This window comes from uncultured Maricaulis sp. (assembly GCF_905480005.1).
In the GTDB taxonomy this organism is placed as follows: domain Bacteria; phylum Pseudomonadota; class Alphaproteobacteria; order Caulobacterales; family Maricaulaceae; genus Maricaulis.
This window is the reverse complement of sequence record NZ_CAJQOO010000023.1, coordinates 1-16709: the sequence shown is the minus strand read 5'-3', so window position 1 is coordinate 16709 and position 16709 is coordinate 1. Positions and strand designations below refer to the sequence as shown.

Here is a 16709-nt window from a genome sequence, read left to right as displayed (position 1 = left end):
AGTCTAGCCGGCGCCATCCTGGTCCGGCAGGGCGAGATATTGCACGGACTGCCCGACCACATCGATCCGCACGACACGCCCGCTCGCTTCATCGACATAGATGTCATTGGCCGGTGTTCCGCCGCGCTGCTCGATCCGAACAGCGTCAAAACGCCCTGCCGGCGTGTCGATGGAGACGATTTCCATGGCGGTCAGCGTGACGGCTTCATAGATATCCCGCATCGGGACCCACCAGTCGAAGCTGACCCTGTCGCCCGGTTCCATGTCCAGCACAGGCGCCAGCATGAAAAAGGCGCCCCGGACCATCGCGCCATCACGAACGGCATGATCGATCGGGGCAGACTGGGTGGCCTCCGCCGGACCATGCAGACTCCGCATACCGGTCACCTGACCCTCTGCGAACGCGGCGTCGACCAGATAATAGCGCGTACCGCTGTGATACCGCAGCCCGACATGCTCGGGCGTCAGGTCCTGAAGGTCGAGACGTGCGGAGAAGCTCTCATAATCGCTGCGCGAGACGATCATGGAGCGATCCCACAAATGCACGCCATCCTCGTCGGAATACCAGCCATAGCGCATGAAGCCGTCACGCTCGCCATCATTGAAGAGGCCGAGATTGAACCCGCCTTCGGCCAGTTCTGCGCGATTGACCCGATCGCCGATGGATTGACCCTCGGCTGATGCACTGCCTGCCAGTCCCAGAGCCAGCCCTGCGATCAGCGTTTGCATGAGATATGTTGCCATGATGCCCCCTGTCGCGCGCAGGACACCATTCGTGGGCAGCGCTGTCGACGCCGGACAGCGCGAATTGGCGAAGATGTGAAACGGCGTGATCGGTCCCGGCCCGCCTACGCCAGATCTTCCTCGATCATCGCCTCGTCGATCTCCTTCACCGAGAAGCCGAGCGTGTCATAGATCTTCTTCAGGGCGGGTGGCAGATCGGCCGTGAGGACCAGCGACTTGCCGCCGGGGCGCGGGACTTCCAGCCGGCGCGCATGCAGACAGAGGCGTCGGCCCAGATCCTCGGGTGCCGGCCTGTGGCAGGTATATTTCTTGTCGCCGAGGATGGCGGTGCCCATGGCGGCGAGATGGACACGAAGCTGGTGGGTCCGGCCGGTCACCGGGCGCAGGGCAACCCAGGACGCTTTCTGCCCGGCCTCGCCAATCACGATATATCGGGTCAGCGCATGCTGGGCGCCATCATCGCCATGACCGGCGGCGACCATGGTCTCGCGTTCACTGTCGACACCGACAGCGGCGGCCTTGCGCATGAACCCCTTGATCTCGCCCATTTTGGGCTTGGGCACGCCGATCGCGATCGCCCAATAGGTTTTGCGGGTCTTGTGCGACTGGAACGCCTTGGCGAGACGGGATGCCGCCTTCGGTCCCTTGCCGACGATGAGAATGCCCGAGGTATCCTTGTCGAGCCGGTGCACCAGGCGCGGCCGGTCGAGACCTTCGCCGAAAGCGTCCAGGAGGCCGTCGAGATGGCGCGTGGTCTTCGAGCCGCCCTGAACGGCCAGGCCAGCCGGCTTGTTGAAGGCGATCAGCTCGTCATCCTCATAGATGACAAGTGACTTCACATAGGCAACGTCCTGGTCGGACAGTGCGACCGATGGTGGACGCTCGCCCGGCTCGGGCAGAGGCGGAACCCGGATCTCCTGCCCCTCATGAACGCGGCTATCGCCCTTGACCCGGCCACCATCGACCCGGATCTGTCCCTTGCGGCACAGTTTCTGGACCATGATCGCCGAAACATGCGGGAAGCGGCGCTTGAACCAGCGGTCCACGCGTGAGCCATCCTCCGTGGCTTCCACCTTCAGGGTCTGAACACCACTCATGCGAAGCCCTTCCGCATAATCCAAAGCCCCACAAAGACAGCAGCCAGCGCCAGCATGACCGAACTCGCCGCATAACCGAAAGCCGGGAGCAGCGCCTTGCGCTCGAACATATTGGCAATCTCCAGCGAAAAGGCCGAGAAGGTGGTGAACCCACCAAGAAAGCCGACCGCGCCAAACAGGCGGATATATTGCTGGTCGGCGCGGTCGGTGGCAGCGAGCCAGCCAATCAGCAGGCCCATCATCAGACCGCCCGCAATATTGACCGCGAATGTTCCCCAGACCTGTTCCGGCCCGAACCAGCGAAAGGTCAGACGACCGACCTGGTAGCGCGAGATGGCACCGAGTGCACCGCCGGCGCCGACAAGAAGATAATTGATCATTCCGGCTCGATAGGGTCATGCGACCCGCTTGGCAAGCATCGACACCGGTCGTTCCGGCGCATTAACGCCACCCTAACCAATCCTTAATTTCATTTCATGTGGCGTAACCTATGCATTATTGCAATGGTGACTTGGCGAAATGTCGATTGTCTGAGCCCGCTAAGTCCTTATTTACCATCGTGCGAACCGGGAAGGCCCGGTCCGCCAAGAAGATAAGGATCTCCCTCATGACGAACCGTATTTCGAACTCCCTCTCGGCCGTTATCAACGTGCTTTTCGTGGCCGGTGTGTTTGGTGCCATGACGATTGCCCTGACCGGCACTCTTGCCTAGGTCGAACCTCCCCCAAAAGGGTTCAACCGAAGCGGCATCCGATCGGCACCAGCGACACGCCTCACAGCTCGCCGCCCCGATCGCACCCGACCTCAACCGAAAGCGGCAGTCTCCCCCAAGGACTGCCGCTTTTGTTTTGTCCTGATGCCTTGGATACGCCACATGCCACGCTAGACTGCCCCCAGTTTCAGGGAGTCGCCTCATGTCCGTATTCATACTGGCCGCCATGCTTGTCCTGCAGGATGCCGACGCCCAGCCACCGATTGACGATGCGGCACCGACGCCAGAGCTGGAGGTCACGGACGACGCGCAGCCCGCACTGCCGACCGATGCGCCGACCCTGATTGCAGAATTTGATGCCGCCTATGAGCAATGGGGCGACCTCGTCGCCGAGATGGCCGCGCGCAAAGCCCGCGACCGGTATATCCGGCAATTGCTCCTGTCACGTATTTCCCGTACCGATCTCGACGCCGGAGCGCGCCCGGAGATTATCGCGGAAACAACGGATACCTTCGACGCCATCGACGGCGACAACACCGAATGGGCGATCGGCCTGCTCGATCAATATGACTTCGCAGCGCTCAATGCGGCGATGCCATCGCTGGCCAGCGACATCGCCGCACTGGTCCAGCACGGCGACCTCACAGCCCAACAACGATTGCTGACTCTCGTGGAACCGCTCGCACTTGCCGGTGAGTTCAACGGGCAGCGCTATGCCCTGCTCTACGATCGGGTGGCCGTGGCGGAGGGGCGACCACAACGTTACGGGTCGCAATTTCGCTGCGAAGACGGCGAACAGGTCTATCCGCCGCTGGAGGATCCAGAATCGGTCGATGCGATGAGAGCCGAGCTCGGCATGGAACCACTCGCCGCGTATCGCGAAACCAGTACGGAGTTTTACGGCTCCAGCTGTTCGCGCTAGCCTTCAGTCTTTCGCACGCAGGCTCAGAACCAGCATGAGCGCCACCGATACGACCGCGAGCACCGCACCAATACCGAGGAGCGGCCCGACGGTCTCCTCATCGGCCAGCTGGCGATACATCAGATAGAGCGACGGGATCATCACCAGAACGGCGATGTGGTGCAGGGCGAGCTGGGCCCAGGCAAGCAATCCGCTGCCCAGCTGGAAGACCCGGTACAAAATCGCCCAGAGGATGGGCAGGACGCCGGCCAGCAGCATCATGTGGGCATGGGTTGGCATCTGGGCGTGATCGCCTGTCCGCCCCATATGCTCGCCCAGCAACATGCCGATGATGAGCCAGATCAGGCCGAGCGTCAGGTGAATGCGTTCCGGTTTCATGTGAACTCCCCCCAGAGTTGGTACACCGGGCAGGATTTGTCTTTCCCGGCCACATGGCAAGCGACAGATTATGAGCGCCGCTGCGCCCTGACCTGCCGCCAGCGCGCCAGCCGCTCGCCGATCGCCGCTTCGCGGCCATTGTCCGTCGGTTCGTAGAAGACCGGGCGGTCGGGCATGTCATCCGGGAAATAGTCCTGCCCGGAAACGCCACCTTCCGCGTCGTGGTCATATTCATAGCCCTTGCCATAGCCCTGATCTTTCATCAGGGCCGTAGGAGCGTTGAGGATGTGCGCAGGCGGCATGAGGGAGCCCGTCGCCTTCGCCGCCTTCCTGGCCCGCTTGTAGGCGACGTAGACAGCATTTGACTTGGCCGCGGTCGCCAGATGGACGACGGCATGGGCCAGGGCCAATTCTCCCTCGGGAGAGCCGAGCCGTTCATAGGTCCGGGCCGCCTCATTGGCGATCATCAGCCCGGTCGGATCAGCGAGGCCTATATCCTCGGAAGCCATCCGCACCAGACGGCGCGCCAGGAAGAGCGGATCCTCGCCGCCCTCCAGCATGCGGGCAAACCAGTAGAGCGCCGCATCCGGGTCGGAGCCGCGAATGGATTTGTGCAGGGCGGAAATGAGATTGTAGTGCTCCTCGCGATCCTTGTCGTAAGCGGTGGCCCGCTTGTTGAGCAATATTGCGAGATCGTCGGCGCCGACTTTGATATCCGGATCGAAGGTGAAGACCTCCTCCACCAGATTGAGCATGTAGCGACCGTCACCATCCGCCATGGAGCGGAGCGCCGTGCGGCCTCCCTCATCGAGCGGCAGGGTCTGGCCCATCTCGGCTTCAGCGCGCTGCATGAGAAGGTCGAGACCGGCATCGTCGAGCCGTTTGAGGACCAGGACCTGGCAGCGAGACAGCAAGGCCGCATTGAGTTCAAAGGACGGGTTCTCCGTTGTGGCGCCGACAAGCGTCACCGTCCCCTCCTCCACCACCGGAAGGAAACCATCCTGCTGGGCGCGGTTGAATCGGTGAATCTCGTCAACAAAGAGCAGCGTGCCCCGTCCCTGCTGGCGACGGGCGCGGGCGCGTTCGAAGGCCTTCTTGAGGTCAGCGACACCGGAGAAGACGGCCGAAAGCGGCTCGAATTCGAGATCGCTGTCCTCGGCCAGCAGGCGGGCAATCGTCGTTTTGCCGACACCGGGCGGTCCCCACAGGATCAGCGAGGCCAGCCGCCCCTGGGCGCGCATCCGGGCAATCGGTCCCTTGCCGGAGAGGAGATGATCCTGGCCGACGACCTCGCCCAGGGTCTGCGGGCGCAAACGGTCGGCCAGGGGCCGCGGGGCGTCGGCATCGAGGCCGGCGGCTTCAAACAGACTTGTCATGGGGAAGAAGCCTAGGCGTGTTCGCGGTTTCGCAGAAGAGCGGGCATGATAGACTTGCAGGCCAGCGAGGAAGGTGGCGGCCGGCTCCGTCCGGATGCTCGAGGACATGATCTGGAGCCCTCGCTCCACGGTTCGCACGTCAGGAGACCCGGCATGACCGATGACCCCAACGCCCCGCCCAGCACTGGCGTCGCCCCTTATCTGAGTGTGCGTGATGGTGTCGCGGCGGTGGACTTCTATACCCGCGCCTTCGCGGCCGAATTACTCGAGCGCTATGATTTCGAGGGCAAGCTCGGCCATGCCACGCTGAGGATCAATGACGGCATCGTCATGCTGGCGGACGAATTCCCGGAACACGAGGCGATGATCGGCAATGTCGCCCCGGCCAGCCTGGGCAATCGCACGACCTTCACGCTCAATCTCTACGTCACCGACGCCGATCACTGGTTTGATCGGGCTGTCGCCGCAGGGGCGGATGCGATCCGGCCCTGCAGCGACGAATTTTACGGGCGTCACGGCAAGGTCCGTGACCCTTTCGGTCATGTCTGGAGCTTCGTCGCGCTCAAGTCGCACGACGCGACGGCTGACTAGTACAAACGCACCGAAGTATCAAAACGCTGTCCGCGCCGCTCCACGACGAGCGGCCAGACCTGTTCGCCATCATACTGGGCCAGAATATCGGACACATCGTCGATCGAGGTGACAGGCATCCCCATCAGCTCGATCAGCTGGTCGCCCGGGCGAAATCCGAAACGACCGGCGACCGAACGCCGCCCGACACCGCTGACGACAATCCCGCCCTGGAAGGGGTCGAGACCGACGCGTTCATTGAAGGCCGGTGACAGCGTCACCAGCGTCGCTCCGGACAGCGGATTGCGGCCGCCGACCTCGTACGGCGCCGGGTCGGAAATGCCCGGTGCCGGCTGAACGGCCACGTCCAAATTCATTTCCTCGCCATCGCGCAAAATGGTGAAGACCGCATCATCACCGGCCGCACGGGTCGCAAGACGGAAGCGGGCTCCGGCCTGGTTGTTCACGGGCTGACTATCAATCGCCAGCACGATGTCGCCCTGCATCAGACCGGCATCATCGGCCGCGGCCATCGGGTAGATCTCATTGACCAGCGCGCCACGCGGGCGATTGAGGCCGAAGGCGTCAGCAATATCACTGTCGACGGGCTGCAGGCGGGCGCCAAGCCAGGGACGGATAAGCTCGCCCTCACTCATCGCCGTATCGACGACCCGGGAGACCATTTCCACCGGAATGGCGAATCCAATCCCGTTCGAGCCGCCGGAACGCGAGAAGATCATCGTGTTCACCCCGACCAGCTCACCATCCATATCGACCAGCGCGCCGCCGGAATTGCCGGGATTGATGGCCGCATCAGTCTGGATGAAGGATGCGAAGTCGGTCTGGCCGACATCGGTGCGGGCCAGGGCCGACACGATGCCTGACGTCACCGTCTGGCCAACCCCGAAAGGGTTGCCGATGGCGAGAACGAGATCACCGACCTCGATATCGCCCGTCCGGTCGAAGGGCAGGACCGGAAGCGGCTCATCGGTATGGACCCGAAGCACCGCCAGATCCGTCGCCTCGTCGGTCAGCAAAATCTCCGCCTCGAACTCCCGCCGGTCGGCCAGAACGACACGCAATTCGGTCGCACCGGCCACGACGTGGTTATTGGTGACGATCACGCCGGACGCATCCACGATCACCCCGGATCCCAGCGAATTCTGCTCCCGCGGCTGACTGCGGAACATCCGCGAGAAGAACGGATCATTGGCAAAGGGATGCTGGTTCGTGGCCACCCGCCGCGAGAACACGTTCACAACCGCGGGGGTCGCTTCGCGCACCACCGGCGCAAAGGACATCTGCATCTCGGTCCGGCTTTCCGGGAGCACCCGGTCATCCGCGGCACCGGCAAGGTCGATCTCCTGGGCGGCCGCTGGCGCGGTCGCGAGGAAGCAAGCAAGAAAGGCGTATCTGATCATGGGTCCCATATAGGCTGAATTACGGGCACGAAAAAGGCGGCCCTGCTGAAGCAAAGCCGCCTTTCCCTGAACTCTTGCTGACTGGAAGCTTACTCCTCAGTCATACCCTGTTCCGCTTCGACGCGGGCCCGGTCGGCTGCGCCCTTGGCAGCCGGGTCGCGATCGACCAGCTCGATGACCGCCATCGGGGCGTTGTCGCCGTGACGGAAGCCGGCCTTGAGCACGCGGGTGTAACCACCATCGCGCTCGGAATAGCGGCCGCCGAGCGTGTCGAACAGCTTCTTGACCTGATCCTCATCACGGACCTTGGACATCGCCTGGCGGCGTCCATGGACGTCGCCACGCTTGGCGAGCGTGATGAGCTTGTCCACGAACGGGGCCAGCTCCTTGGCTTTCGGCAAGGTGGTGACGATCTGCTCGTGCTCGATCAGCGACGCAGCCATATTGGCCAGCATAGCCTTACGGTGCGAATGGGTGCGGTTAAGCTTGCGGTGTGCGATGCCGTGACGCATGACTATTTCTCCTCAGTCCGGTTCAGGCGCCTCCCGGCGGCTGCCTAGACGTGATCCTCAAAACGTTTCGCGAGATCTTCGATGTTCTCCGGCGGCCAGTTCGGCGCTTCCATGCCAAGATGGAGACCCATCTGGGCGAGAACTTCCTTGATCTCATTAAGCGACTTGCGTCCGAAATTCGGGGTACGGAGCATTTCCGCCTCGGATTTCTGGATCAGGTCGCCGATGTAGACGATGTTGTCGTTCTTCAGGCAGTTCGCCGAACGCACGGACAGCTCCAGCTCGTCGACCTTGCGCAGAAGCGCCGGGTTGAAGTCGAGCTCGGGCTTGTCGTCCTCGGCCGGACGCGCCTCGACAGCTTCCTCGAAATTGATGAAGATCTGGAACTGGTCCTGAAGGATGCGCGCAGCAAAGGCCACGGAATCTTCCGGGGTGACGGTTCCGTCCGTCTCAACTTCAAGCGTCAGCTTGTCATAATCAAGAACCTGGCCCTCACGGGTGTTCTCGACCTTGTAGGACACGCGCTTGACCGGGCTGTAGAGCGCATCAACGCCGATCAGACCGATCGGGGCATCTTCCGGGCGGTTACGCTCGGACGGGACATAGCCCTTGCCGGTGTTGATGGTGAACTCCATGCGGATTTCCGCACCCTCGTCCAGCGTACACAGAGCGAGACTCTTGTTGATGATCTCGACATCCGCGCTTTCCTCGATATCGCCAGCGGTGACGATGCCGGGGCCGGACTTCTTGAGCACAACGCGCTTGGGACCCTCGCCATGCATGCGCAGGGCGATTTGCTTGATGTTCAGCACGATGTCGGTGACGTCTTCACGCACGCCGTCGATCGACGAAAACTCGTGGACGACGCCGTCAATGTGAACATTCGTCACAGCCGCGCCCTGAAGCGAGGACAGCAGCACACGACGCAGCGCATTGCCCAGCGTCATGCCGAAGCCACGCTCCAGAGGCTCGGCGACAATCTTGGCTTGGCGCGCGGGATCATGTCCCGGTTCGATTTCCGGCTTCATCGGGCGGATGAGTTCTTGCCAGTTCTTCTCGATCACGTTCTTACTGCCCCTTCATCAGCCGCACGGTAATGCCGTCGGCGCGTTCAACAGGCGAAATGCGAGTCGCGTACTAGACGCGACGGCGCTTCGGCGGACGGCAACCGTTGTGCGGGATCGGTGTGACGTCCTGGATGGTGGTGATGGTGAAACCCACCGACTGCAACGCACGCAGCGCACTTTCGCGCCCCGAACCCGGACCGGAGACCTTCACTTCGATGGTCTTCATGCCGTGGTCCATCGCCTTCTTGCCGGCATCTTCAGCAGCCATCTGGGCAGCATAAGGGGTCGATTTGCGCGAACCCTTGAAGCCCATGTGACCGGCGGAAGACCAGGAAATCGCATTTCCCTGGGCGTCCGTGATGGTCACCATGGTGTTGTTGAAGCTGGCACTCACGTGGGCGACACCCGACGTGATGTTCTTGCGTTCACGCCGCTTCACGCGGCCTGTTTCCTTAGCCATTGGTCAGGGCCCTACTTTTTCTTGCCGGCAATCGGCTTGGCGGGACCTTTGCGCGTACGCGCATTGGTGTGAGTGCGCTGGCCACGGACAGGCAGGCCACGACGGTGGCGCAAGCCACGGTAGTTACCCAGGTCCATGAGGCGCTTGATGTTCACAGCCACGTCACGGCGCAGGTCCCCTTCCACCATGTGATCACGATCGATCACTTCGCGGATTTGCAGGACTTCTGCATCCGTCAGCTCACTGACTCGACGCTCGGGCAAAATGGAAACCTGCTCGCAGATCTCCTTCGCCTTGGCCGGGCCAATGCCGTGGATGTAGCGAAGCGCGATCTCTACGCGCTTATTCGTCGGAATATTGACGCCGGCAATACGGGCCACTTTCCATCTCCCAAATTCAAAACGCCATTCACGGACGACCCAACAGGCAACCTTTCGGTCGCCGCATCAGCTCGCCCGTTTCGCGAAGGGCGCTATCTACAGTCAGCGTTGCCACCCCGTCAATGGGGTTGCAACAGGTGCGTATCACTTCTCTTCGAGCGCAGCAGCAATTCCGGCTGCAACCTCGTCCATGGATCCCATGCCGGGGACTTCCCGCATCTTGCCCGACTGGGCATAGAAGGGGATGAGCGGCGCGGTTTGATCCTGGTAGTTTTTCAGTCGTACTTTGAACGCGTCGATATTGTCATCGGCCCGTCCCTCTTCCGCCGCCCGCTTTTCCATGCGTGCGACCAATTCCTTGTCATCCACCAACAGGCGGACAACCGCATCAACCCGGGACCCACGCTTGGCAAGCGCTGCATCCAGGGCTTCCGCCTGGGCCACCGTGCGCGGGAAACCGTCAAAGATGGCACCACCGGCCGCCTCGGCCTCCGGCAGTCTCTCCTCGATCAGCTCGATCACGATCTCGTCGGAAACCAGATTACCGGCATCCATGATCGCGGAAACGCGCTGTCCCAAGTCTGTTCCGGCCGCCCTGGCTTCGCGCAACATGTCTCCGGTGGAGAGCTGCACCCAGCCGCGCTCGCTGACGAGACGCTTGGATTGGGTGCCCTTGCCGCAACCAGGCGGTCCGAACAGGATGATGTTCATCGTTTGCGTCCCCGAAGTTTCGACTTCTTGATCAGGCCCTCATACTGGTGTGCCAGCAGGTGGGACTGAATCTGGGAAACCGTGTCCATCGTCACTGACACGACGATCAGCAGGGAGGTGCCGCCGAGAGCCGTTTGCGGGCTCAGGAGCATGGGCACCATGCAGATCAGGGTCAGGTAGAGTGCGCCGACCAGGGTCAGGCGGGACAGGACGTAATCGATATACTCGGCGGTCCGCTTGCCCGGCCGAATGCCCGGCAGGAAACCCCCATACTTCCGCAGATTCTCGGCCGTGTCTTCAGGATTGAAAACGACCGAGGTGTAGAAGAAGCAGAAAAAGATGATCATGGCCGCATAGAGCGCCATGAAGAGCGGCGCGCCCGGCCCGAGATAGGCCACGGTCGTCTGCAGCCATTCCGGTCCGGTCTGGGACTGGAAGCTCGCAGCCGTCGCCGGCAGCAGCAGCAGGGACGAGGCGAAGATCGGCGGAATGACGCCGGCCGTGTTCAGCTTGAGCGGCAGGAAGGAGGTATCACCCCCGACCATGCGATTGCCCTGCTGACGCTTCGGGTACTGGACCAGGAGGCGGCGCTGCGAGCGCTCGACGAAGACCACCAGGGCCAGGCCGATCAGGATCAGCGCGCCACCGACCAGCAGGACCGTGCCATTGCCCGTGGAAGACGCCTGCGAGAAAGCACCACCGATGACACCCGGAACCGCCGAGATGATACCGGCGAAAATGATCAGCGAAACGCCATTGCCGACACCGCGGGCGGTGATCTGCTCACCCAGCCACAGCAGCAACATGGTCGCGCCCACCAGGGTGATCACGGTCGAGGCAATAAAGAAGGGTCCGGGGTTCAGCGCCAGCGCCACACCATCACTATTGGGCGTATTCATGCCCATGGCGATGGCAAAGGCCTGACCGGCCGCCAGGACGACGGTCAGATACCGGGTATACTGGTTGATCTGCTGGCGCCCCTGCTCGCCACCTTCCTTCTTCAGCTTTTCAAGGCTGGGAATGGTGGCAGACATCAGCTGCATGATGATCGAGGCCGAGATGTACGGCATCACATTGAGGACAAAGATCGCCATGCGTTCGACGGCACCGCCGCCCAGCATGTTGAACATCCCAAGAATGCCCTGCCCCTCTCCGCCAAGAGATTGGAACAGGTCCGCGTATGCGGTCGGGTCGATTCCGGGAATCGGCACGAAAGTACCAATCCGGTAGACAACCAGGATCCCGATCGTGAACAGGATGCGTTGCTGCAGCTCCTTCGCCTTGGCGAAGGAGCTAAAGTTCATGTTCGCAGCAAGCTGTTCGGCAGCTGAAGCCATGAAGACGTCCTTAAAAGGTCGGCGTTAAGTCGCTTATTCCGCGGCGTCGTCAGCCACGGCGGTGAGGGTCACCTTGCCACCGGCCTTCTCAACCGCAGCAATCGCAGTCTTGGAGGCACCGGCAACGGTGATCTCTACTTTGGACTTCAGCTCGCCCTTCGCAAGGAGGCGGATGCCATCCAGCGCACGACGGACCAGGCCCGCAGCGATCAGGACGTCGGCGTCGATCGGCTTTTTCGCGTCGATCTTGCCTTCGGCAATAGCCTTCTCGAGACGGCCAAGATTCACTTCTGCCCAAGCCTTGCGGTTCGGCTTGTTGAAGCCCCGCTTCGGCAGACGCATGTGAAGCGGCATCTGACCGCCCTCGAAACCCTTGATGGCCACACCCGAACGGGATTTCTGGCCCTTGACGCCACGACCACCGGTTTTGCCCTTGCCGGAACCGATACCACGGCCGACGCGGGTACGGATTTTGGTCGCACCGTCATTGTCGCGCAATTCATTGAGACGCATGTCGTTCTCCATTCGATGGAGTGGTTTCCCTTTTGGGGACCTACTCCTCGACGATTTCCACCATGTGGCTGACCTTGGCAATCATGCCGCGGACAGACGGTGTATCTTCCAGCTCGCGCTCGCGACCGATCTTGTTGAGACCGAGGCCGACAAGCGTGGCGCGCTGATCTTTGGGGCGGCGAATGGCGCTGCCCGTCTGGCGCACGCGGATCGTGGTTTTGGCCATTTTATCCGGTCCTTACGCTTCGATCGCTTCCGGCGAAGACGCGCCGTCATCACGGCGGTTCACCAGATCACCGACCTTGAGACCACGCTTGGCAGCAACCGAGCGCGGGCTCGACTGCGACTTCAGCGCGTCCATGGTGGCGCGGATCATGTTGTACGGGTTGGACGTGCCAACCGACTTGGCGACCACGTCCTGGATCCCGAGGGTTTCCAGCACAGCGCGCATCGGACCACCGGCGATGACGCCGGTACCCGGAGGCGCTGCCCGCAGGACGACCTTGCCAGCGCCGTGACGGCCCTTGCCGTCATGGTGCAGGGTCCGGCCTTCGCGAAGCGGCACGCGGATCATGTTCTTCTTGGCTTCGTCGGTCGCCTTGCGGATGGCTTCCGGCACTTCACGTGCCTTGCCCTGTCCGAAGCCGACGCGGCCCTTGGTGTCACCGACAACGACGAGGGCTGCGAACTGGAAGTTCCGGCCACCCTTGACCGTCTTGGCGACGCGGTTGATGTGGACGAGCTTGTCGACAAGTTCGTCATCGCGTTCCTGGTCGCGGTCCCGGCCACGGCCGCGGCCACGGCCACGATCGCCGCGATCACCGCGCTGCTCGTTCTGATGAGCCATACGTCCGCTCCCTTAGAAGTTCAGGCCGCCCTCGCGGGCCGCCTCTGCGAGCGCTTTGACACGCCCGTGAAAGATGTAACCGCCACGGTCGAAGACGACGTCCTTGACGCCTTCCTTGACTGCGCGCTCGGCGATCAGCTTGCCGACGATCCCGGCAGCCTTCGTGTCGCAACCCTTGCCATGCTCGCTCTGAGCGGCTTCCTCGAGGGAAGAGGCTGCGACGATCGTCTTGCCCGACACATCGTCGATGAGCTGGGCATAGATGTTCTTCGAAGACCGGTAGACCGACAGCCGCGGACGGCCGTTGGCGAACTTGCGCAGACGGATCCGGTTGCGCTGGGCGCGACGGACCGATTTTTCGCGTTGAGTTTTCATCGCTCGCCCTACTTCTTCTTGCCTTCTTTGCGGCGGATATACTCGCCGACATATTTGATGCCCTTGCCCTTGTAGGGCTCCGGCGGACGGAAGCGGCGGATCTCGGCGGCCGTCTGGCCAACGCGCTGCTTGTCAGCGCCCGTGATCTTCACTTCGGTCGGCTTGCCGACGGCGATGGTGATGCCTTCCGGTGCGTCATAGATGACGTCATGGGACAGGCCGAGCGACAGCTTCAGGGACGTGCCCTGCATCTGCGCACGATAACCAACGCCGACCAGTTCGAGATTTTTCTCGTAACCAGCCGAGACACCCTGGACCAGGTTGGCGACCAGGGCACGTTGCATGCCCCACATCGCGCGGGACTTCTTCGTCTCGTCGCGCGGCTTGATGACAATGCCATCTTCACCCTGCTCGACATTCACCTCATTCACAAAGGCCATGGACAATTCGCCCTTGGGACCTTTGACGGTCAGCGCCGTGTCCGTGAGCGTCGCAGTGACGCCGCCGGGAATGGCTACCGGGAGTTTACCGATACGTGACATTGGTTCGCTCCCTTAGCTGACGTGACAGAGGATCTCGCCGCCCACATTGGACTCACGAGCAGTCGAATCCGACATCACGCCCTTGGGCGTGGAGAGGATTGCGATGCCGAGGCCATTCTGGACGAGCGGAAGGTCCTTGACGCCGGAATAGACGCGGCGGCCCGGCTTGGAGATACGTTTGATCTCCGAAATGACCGAGTCACCTTCGAAATACTTCAGTTCGATCTCGAACTCTTTCAGGCCGGTCGGCATTTCAACTTCCGCATAGTCGCGGATGTAGCCTTCCGACTTGAGGACGTCGAGCACGCGGCGGCGCAGGGCCGATGCCGGCGTGTTGACGTTCCGCTTGTTGCGCATGAGCGCATTGCGGATACGGGTCAGCATATCGCCGAGAGGGTCGTTCACAGACATGTCCTAGTCTCCTCTCTTACCAGCTCGACTTGACCATGCCCGGGATCATTCCCTGGCTGGCCAGATCACGCATCGCGATACGCGACATGCGGAACTTGCGATAGAAAGCACGCGGACGGCCAGTGATCTCACACCGGTTCCGGATACGCGTGACGGCAGAATTGCGCGGCAGTTCAGCCAGCTTCAGCTGAGCAGCAAAACGCTCCTCAACCGGCAATTCCTTGTTACGAGCGATCGACTTGAGCTGTTCACGCTTGGCAGCATAACGCTTGGCCAGGCGAGCACGCTTCAAATTGCGCTCGATTGCGGAAGTTTTCGCCATTTAAGTCCTCCTGCGTGCAAAGCCCGAACGGCTTTGCTCTCCTGCTGCGTTAGTTCGTAAAGGGGAAATCGAACTCGGCCAGCAGGGCCTTCGCTTCCTCATCATTGCCTGCGGTGGTGCAGACAACGATATCCATACCCCGGATTTTCTCGACCTTGTCGTAGTCGATTTCCGGGAACACGATATGTTCCTTCAGACCCATCGCGTAATTGCCGCGACCATCGAAGCTCTTACCATTGAGCCCACGGAAGTCACGCACGCGCGGCAGGGCGATCGTAATCAGGCGGTCCAGGAATTCGAACATGCGATCCTGGCGCAGGGTCACTTTCGCGCCGATCACCTGCTCCTCGCGGAGCTTGAAGCCCGCGATGGACTTCTTGGCGACCGTCTTGACCGGCTTCTGGCCGGAAATGGCTTCGAGATCTTCCAGGGCACCCTTGATCTTCTTGGAGTCCTGGGAGGCCTCACCGACGCCCATATTGATCACGATCTTGTCGAGACGCGGGATCTGCAGGTCGTTGGCATAGCCGAATTTTTCCTTCATCGCCTTACGAATTTCTTCGTTATACTTGGCGCGAAGACGCGGTGTGTAGGTGGCGGTATCAGACATCGATAACCTCGCCCGAGCTCTTGGCGATGCGCACCTTCTTGCCGTCTTCAGTCTTGAAGCCGACACGAGTTGCCTCGCCGGTTTTCGGATCAGCCACAGCCACGTTTGAGACGTGGATGGAGGCTTCCTTTTCCTTGATGCCGCCCTGGTCGGTCTGCGTCGCGCGGGTGTGGCGCTTGACCACATTCACGCCGGACACGATGACACGATCCTCGGTCGGCAGGACCTTGGTGACTTCGCCGGTCTTGCCCTTGTCACGGCCGGCGAGAATGACGACTTTGTCGCCCTTCTTGATCTTGGCAGCCATTACAGCACCTCCGGCGCCAGCGACACGATCTTCATGTGGTTCTTGCCACGCAGTTCGCGCGGAACCGGCCCAAAGATACGCGTGCCGAGCGGCTCGTTATTGTTGTTGATAATCACAGCCGCGTTGCCATCAAAGCGAATGACGGAACCGTCCTTGCGCTTGATGTCCTTGGCCACGCGAACGACGACGGCCTTGCGGACATCACCCTTCTTCACGCGACCACGCGGGATAGCTTCCTTGACCGAGACGACAATGATGTCGCCGACGTGGGCATAGCGACGCTTGGCACCGCCGAGCACCTTGATGCACTGCACACGGCGGGCGCCAGAATTGTCAGCCACGTCCAGATTGGTTTGCATCTGGATCATCGCAGATCCTCCTTAGGAAAGGATGGGTCTCCTTGTCGGGCCTAAGCCGCGACCGGGACCACCTCCCACCGCTTCAGTTTCGACTTGGGTGCACATTCCTGAATCTGGACCTGGTCACCCACCTTGAACGCATTGGCTTCGTCATGCGCGTGGTAACGCTTGGTACGACGGACCGTCTTGCGCAGCAGCGGGTGGAGGAAAGTCCGTTCCACACGCACCACGATGGTCTTGGCACCTTTGTCACTCACTACGACGCCTTGCAGGATACGCTTCGGCATCGCTAGCTCCCTTGCTCTTCGTGCGATTTCCGCTCGGTCTGGACCGTGTTGATACGCGCGATATCGCGGCGAATCTGGCCATAGCGAGCGGTGTTTTCCATCTGGCCGGAGGCCTGCTGGAACCGCAGCTTGAATTGTTCTTCCTTCAGCTTCAGGAGCTCGTCCTTCAGCTGATCTTCGGTCATGGCGCGAACGTCAACGGATTTCATCGTTGTGTTCTCCCTATTCGCCCAGCCGGGCGACGATTTTGGTCTTGACCGGCAGCTTTGCCGCGCCCAGCTCGAGAGCTTCGCGCGCAACATTTTCGGGAACACCGTCGATCTCGAACATGATGCGGCCAGGTTTGACCTTGCAAGCCCAAAACTCGGGCGAGCCCTTACCTTTACCCATCCGGACTTCGGTCGGTTTCTTGGAAACCGGTACGTCCGGGAAGATGCGGATCCACACGC

Annotated in this window: 27 protein-coding genes; 2 read left to right on the top strand and 25 right to left on the bottom strand. The window is 61.5% G+C overall.

What is annotated here, in order from left to right; all coding sequences use genetic code 11:
• Positions 1-3: 3 nt before the first annotated feature.
• The 3 genes from QZ266_RS03445 to crcB form a co-directional block, all read right to left on the bottom strand.
• The gene (locus tag QZ266_RS03445) at positions 4-744 is read right to left on the bottom strand and encodes a hypothetical protein (protein WP_295691672.1); all 741 of its coding nucleotides are present in this window, start codon (positions 742-744) and stop codon (positions 4-6) included.
• 104 nt (positions 745-848) lie between these two features.
• On the bottom strand, positions 849-1841 hold the full coding sequence (locus QZ266_RS03440) for an RluA family pseudouridine synthase (protein WP_295691670.1): 993 nt from the start codon (positions 1839-1841) through the stop codon (positions 849-851).
• The gene (gene crcB, locus QZ266_RS03435) at positions 1838-2221 is read right to left on the bottom strand and encodes a fluoride efflux transporter CrcB (RefSeq protein ID WP_295691668.1); all 384 of its coding nucleotides are present in this window, start codon (positions 2219-2221) and stop codon (positions 1838-1840) included. Before crcB ends, QZ266_RS03440 begins: the two co-directional genes overlap by 4 nt.
• A gap of 534 nt (positions 2222-2755) precedes the next feature.
• Here crcB and QZ266_RS03430 point away from each other — a divergent pair.
• Positions 2756-3475: a DUF6624 domain-containing protein gene (locus tag QZ266_RS03430; protein ID WP_295691666.1), complete on the top strand. Its 720-nt coding sequence runs from the start codon at positions 2756-2758 to the stop codon at positions 3473-3475.
• 3 nt (positions 3476-3478) lie between these two features.
• On the opposite strand, the gene QZ266_RS03425 is transcribed toward QZ266_RS03430, so the two are convergent.
• Positions 3479-3853, bottom strand: a complete 375-nt coding sequence (locus QZ266_RS03425) for a hypothetical protein (RefSeq protein WP_295691665.1) — start codon at positions 3851-3853, stop codon at positions 3479-3481.
• A 68-nt stretch (positions 3854-3921) separates the two neighbouring features.
• Positions 3922-5229, bottom strand: a complete 1308-nt coding sequence (locus QZ266_RS03420) for a replication-associated recombination protein A (RefSeq protein ID WP_295691664.1) — start codon at positions 5227-5229, stop codon at positions 3922-3924.
• 153 nt (positions 5230-5382) lie between these two features.
• On the opposite strand from QZ266_RS03420, the gene QZ266_RS03415 reads away from it, so the two are divergent.
• Complete coding sequence (locus QZ266_RS03415) at positions 5383-5820, top strand: VOC family protein (RefSeq protein WP_295691663.1); 438 nt, start codon at positions 5383-5385, stop codon at positions 5818-5820.
• Here QZ266_RS03415 and QZ266_RS03410 read toward each other — a convergent pair.
• The 20 genes from QZ266_RS03410 to rplP all read right to left on the bottom strand — a co-directional run.
• Positions 5817-7220 (bottom strand): Do family serine endopeptidase, encoded by a 1404-nt coding sequence (locus QZ266_RS03410; protein WP_295691661.1) that lies wholly within the window; start codon positions 7218-7220, stop codon positions 5817-5819. The two genes, QZ266_RS03415 and QZ266_RS03410, sit on opposite strands and share 4 nt — an antisense overlap.
• An 89-nt stretch (positions 7221-7309) precedes the next feature.
• A complete protein-coding gene (rplQ, locus tag QZ266_RS03405; RefSeq protein ID WP_295691660.1) occupies positions 7310-7732 on the bottom strand; it encodes a 50S ribosomal protein L17 in 423 nt (140 codons plus the stop codon).
• A 44-nt stretch (positions 7733-7776) separates the two neighbouring features.
• Positions 7777-8796, bottom strand: a complete 1020-nt coding sequence (locus tag QZ266_RS03400; RefSeq protein ID WP_295691658.1) for a DNA-directed RNA polymerase subunit alpha — start codon at positions 8794-8796, stop codon at positions 7777-7779.
• A gap of 73 nt (positions 8797-8869) precedes the next feature.
• Positions 8870-9259, bottom strand: coding sequence for a 30S ribosomal protein S11 (rpsK, locus tag QZ266_RS03395; RefSeq protein ID WP_291844491.1), 390 nt, complete (start codon positions 9257-9259; stop codon positions 8870-8872).
• A gap of 11 nt (positions 9260-9270) precedes the next feature.
• Positions 9271-9639 (bottom strand): 30S ribosomal protein S13, encoded by a 369-nt coding sequence (gene rpsM, locus QZ266_RS03390; RefSeq protein WP_295691655.1) that lies wholly within the window; start codon positions 9637-9639, stop codon positions 9271-9273.
• Positions 9640-9783: 144 nt separating this feature from the next.
• Positions 9784-10350, bottom strand: coding sequence for an adenylate kinase (locus tag QZ266_RS03385; RefSeq protein ID WP_295691653.1), 567 nt, complete (start codon positions 10348-10350; stop codon positions 9784-9786).
• Entirely contained in the window at positions 10347-11687 is a 1341-nt protein-coding gene (secY, locus tag QZ266_RS03380) for a preprotein translocase subunit SecY (protein WP_366523980.1), read from the bottom strand. Before secY ends, QZ266_RS03385 begins: the two co-directional genes overlap by 4 nt.
• A gap of 33 nt (positions 11688-11720) precedes the next feature.
• Complete coding sequence (rplO, locus tag QZ266_RS03375; RefSeq protein WP_295691652.1) at positions 11721-12200, bottom strand: 50S ribosomal protein L15; 480 nt, start codon at positions 12198-12200, stop codon at positions 11721-11723.
• Between the two features lie 40 nt (positions 12201-12240).
• On the bottom strand, positions 12241-12426 hold the full coding sequence (rpmD, locus tag QZ266_RS03370) for a 50S ribosomal protein L30 (protein WP_295691650.1): 186 nt from the start codon (positions 12424-12426) through the stop codon (positions 12241-12243).
• A gap of 12 nt (positions 12427-12438) precedes the next feature.
• On the bottom strand, positions 12439-13047 hold the full coding sequence (gene rpsE, locus QZ266_RS03365) for a 30S ribosomal protein S5 (RefSeq protein WP_295691648.1): 609 nt from the start codon (positions 13045-13047) through the stop codon (positions 12439-12441).
• 12 nt (positions 13048-13059) lie between these two features.
• Positions 13060-13422, bottom strand: coding sequence for a 50S ribosomal protein L18 (gene rplR, locus QZ266_RS03360; RefSeq protein WP_295691646.1), 363 nt, complete (start codon positions 13420-13422; stop codon positions 13060-13062).
• A gap of 8 nt (positions 13423-13430) precedes the next feature.
• Positions 13431-13964: a 50S ribosomal protein L6 gene (gene rplF / locus QZ266_RS03355; protein ID WP_295691644.1), complete on the bottom strand. Its 534-nt coding sequence runs from the start codon at positions 13962-13964 to the stop codon at positions 13431-13433.
• 12 nt (positions 13965-13976) lie between these two features.
• On the bottom strand, positions 13977-14375 hold the full coding sequence (gene rpsH / locus QZ266_RS03350) for a 30S ribosomal protein S8 (RefSeq protein WP_295691643.1): 399 nt from the start codon (positions 14373-14375) through the stop codon (positions 13977-13979).
• Between the two features lie 16 nt (positions 14376-14391).
• Entirely contained in the window at positions 14392-14697 is a 306-nt protein-coding gene (gene rpsN / locus QZ266_RS03345; protein ID WP_295691641.1) for a 30S ribosomal protein S14, read from the bottom strand.
• A gap of 49 nt (positions 14698-14746) precedes the next feature.
• Positions 14747-15307 (bottom strand): 50S ribosomal protein L5, encoded by a 561-nt coding sequence (gene rplE, locus QZ266_RS03340; protein WP_295691639.1) that lies wholly within the window; start codon positions 15305-15307, stop codon positions 14747-14749.
• Complete coding sequence (rplX, locus tag QZ266_RS03335; protein WP_295691638.1) at positions 15300-15614, bottom strand: 50S ribosomal protein L24; 315 nt, start codon at positions 15612-15614, stop codon at positions 15300-15302. Before rplX ends, rplE begins: the two co-directional genes overlap by 8 nt.
• Entirely contained in the window at positions 15614-15982 is a 369-nt protein-coding gene (gene rplN, locus QZ266_RS03330; protein WP_295691636.1) for a 50S ribosomal protein L14, read from the bottom strand. The genes rplX and rplN overlap by 1 nt, the downstream gene beginning before the upstream one ends.
• 41 nt (positions 15983-16023) lie before the next feature.
• A complete protein-coding gene (gene rpsQ / locus QZ266_RS03325; RefSeq protein WP_295691634.1) occupies positions 16024-16260 on the bottom strand; it encodes a 30S ribosomal protein S17 in 237 nt (78 codons plus the stop codon).
• Between the two features lie 2 nt (positions 16261-16262).
• Positions 16263-16469 carry a 50S ribosomal protein L29 gene (gene rpmC, locus QZ266_RS03320; RefSeq protein ID WP_295691633.1) on the bottom strand — a complete coding sequence of 69 codons (207 nt, stop codon included), beginning with the start codon at positions 16467-16469 and terminating at the stop codon, positions 16263-16265.
• A gap of 13 nt (positions 16470-16482) precedes the next feature.
• Positions 16483-16709, bottom strand: a 227-nt coding sequence (rplP, locus tag QZ266_RS03315; RefSeq protein ID WP_295691631.1) for a 50S ribosomal protein L16, incomplete at its 5' end; no start/stop codon positions are given.

Coding starts and splice junctions, on each gene's coding strand:
- QZ266_RS03445 (WP_295691672.1), bottom strand. CDS start 744: ATGGCAACATATCTCATGCAAACGCTGATCGCAGGGCTGGCTCTGGGA.
- QZ266_RS03440 (WP_295691670.1), bottom strand. CDS start 1,841: ATGAGTGGTGTTCAGACCCTGAAGGTGGAAGCCACGGAGGATGGCTCA.
- crcB (WP_295691668.1), bottom strand. CDS start 2,221: ATGATCAATTATCTTCTTGTCGGCGCCGGCGGTGCACTCGGTGCCATC.
- QZ266_RS03430 (WP_295691666.1), top strand. CDS start 2,756: ATGTCCGTATTCATACTGGCCGCCATGCTTGTCCTGCAGGATGCCGAC.
- QZ266_RS03425 (WP_295691665.1), bottom strand. CDS start 3,853: ATGAAACCGGAACGCATTCACCTGACGCTCGGCCTGATCTGGCTCATC.
- QZ266_RS03420 (WP_295691664.1), bottom strand. CDS start 5,229: ATGACAAGTCTGTTTGAAGCCGCCGGCCTCGATGCCGACGCCCCGCGG.
- QZ266_RS03415 (WP_295691663.1), top strand. CDS start 5,383: ATGACCGATGACCCCAACGCCCCGCCCAGCACTGGCGTCGCCCCTTAT.
- QZ266_RS03410 (WP_295691661.1), bottom strand. CDS start 7,220: ATGATCAGATACGCCTTTCTTGCTTGCTTCCTCGCGACCGCGCCAGCG.
- rplQ (WP_295691660.1), bottom strand. CDS start 7,732: ATGCGTCACGGCATCGCACACCGCAAGCTTAACCGCACCCATTCGCAC.
- rpsK (WP_291844491.1), bottom strand. CDS start 9,259: ATGGCTAAGGAAACAGGCCGCGTGAAGCGGCGTGAACGCAAGAACATC.
- QZ266_RS03385 (WP_295691653.1), bottom strand. CDS start 10,350: ATGAACATCATCCTGTTCGGACCGCCTGGTTGCGGCAAGGGCACCCAA.
- secY (WP_366523980.1), bottom strand. CDS start 11,687: ATGGCTTCAGCTGCCGAACAGCTTGCTGCGAACATGAACTTTAGCTCC.
- rplO (WP_295691652.1), bottom strand. CDS start 12,200: ATGCGTCTCAATGAATTGCGCGACAATGACGGTGCGACCAAAATCCGT.
- rpmD (WP_295691650.1), bottom strand. CDS start 12,426: ATGGCCAAAACCACGATCCGCGTGCGCCAGACGGGCAGCGCCATTCGC.
- rpsE (WP_295691648.1), bottom strand. CDS start 13,047: ATGGCTCATCAGAACGAGCAGCGCGGTGATCGCGGCGATCGTGGCCGT.
- rplR (WP_295691646.1), bottom strand. CDS start 13,422: ATGAAAACTCAACGCGAAAAATCGGTCCGTCGCGCCCAGCGCAACCGG.
- rplF (WP_295691644.1), bottom strand. CDS start 13,964: ATGTCACGTATCGGTAAACTCCCGGTAGCCATTCCCGGCGGCGTCACT.
- rpsH (WP_295691643.1), bottom strand. CDS start 14,375: ATGTCTGTGAACGACCCTCTCGGCGATATGCTGACCCGTATCCGCAAT.
- rpsN (WP_295691641.1), bottom strand. CDS start 14,697: ATGGCGAAAACTTCCGCAATCGAGCGCAATTTGAAGCGTGCTCGCCTG.
- rplE (WP_295691639.1), bottom strand. CDS start 15,307: ATGTCTGATACCGCCACCTACACACCGCGTCTTCGCGCCAAGTATAAC.
- rplX (WP_295691638.1), bottom strand. CDS start 15,614: ATGGCTGCCAAGATCAAGAAGGGCGACAAAGTCGTCATTCTCGCCGGC.
- rplN (WP_295691636.1), bottom strand. CDS start 15,982: ATGATCCAGATGCAAACCAATCTGGACGTGGCTGACAATTCTGGCGCC.
- rpsQ (WP_295691634.1), bottom strand. CDS start 16,260: ATGCCGAAGCGTATCCTGCAAGGCGTCGTAGTGAGTGACAAAGGTGCC.
- rpmC (WP_295691633.1), bottom strand. CDS start 16,469: ATGAAATCCGTTGACGTTCGCGCCATGACCGAAGATCAGCTGAAGGAC.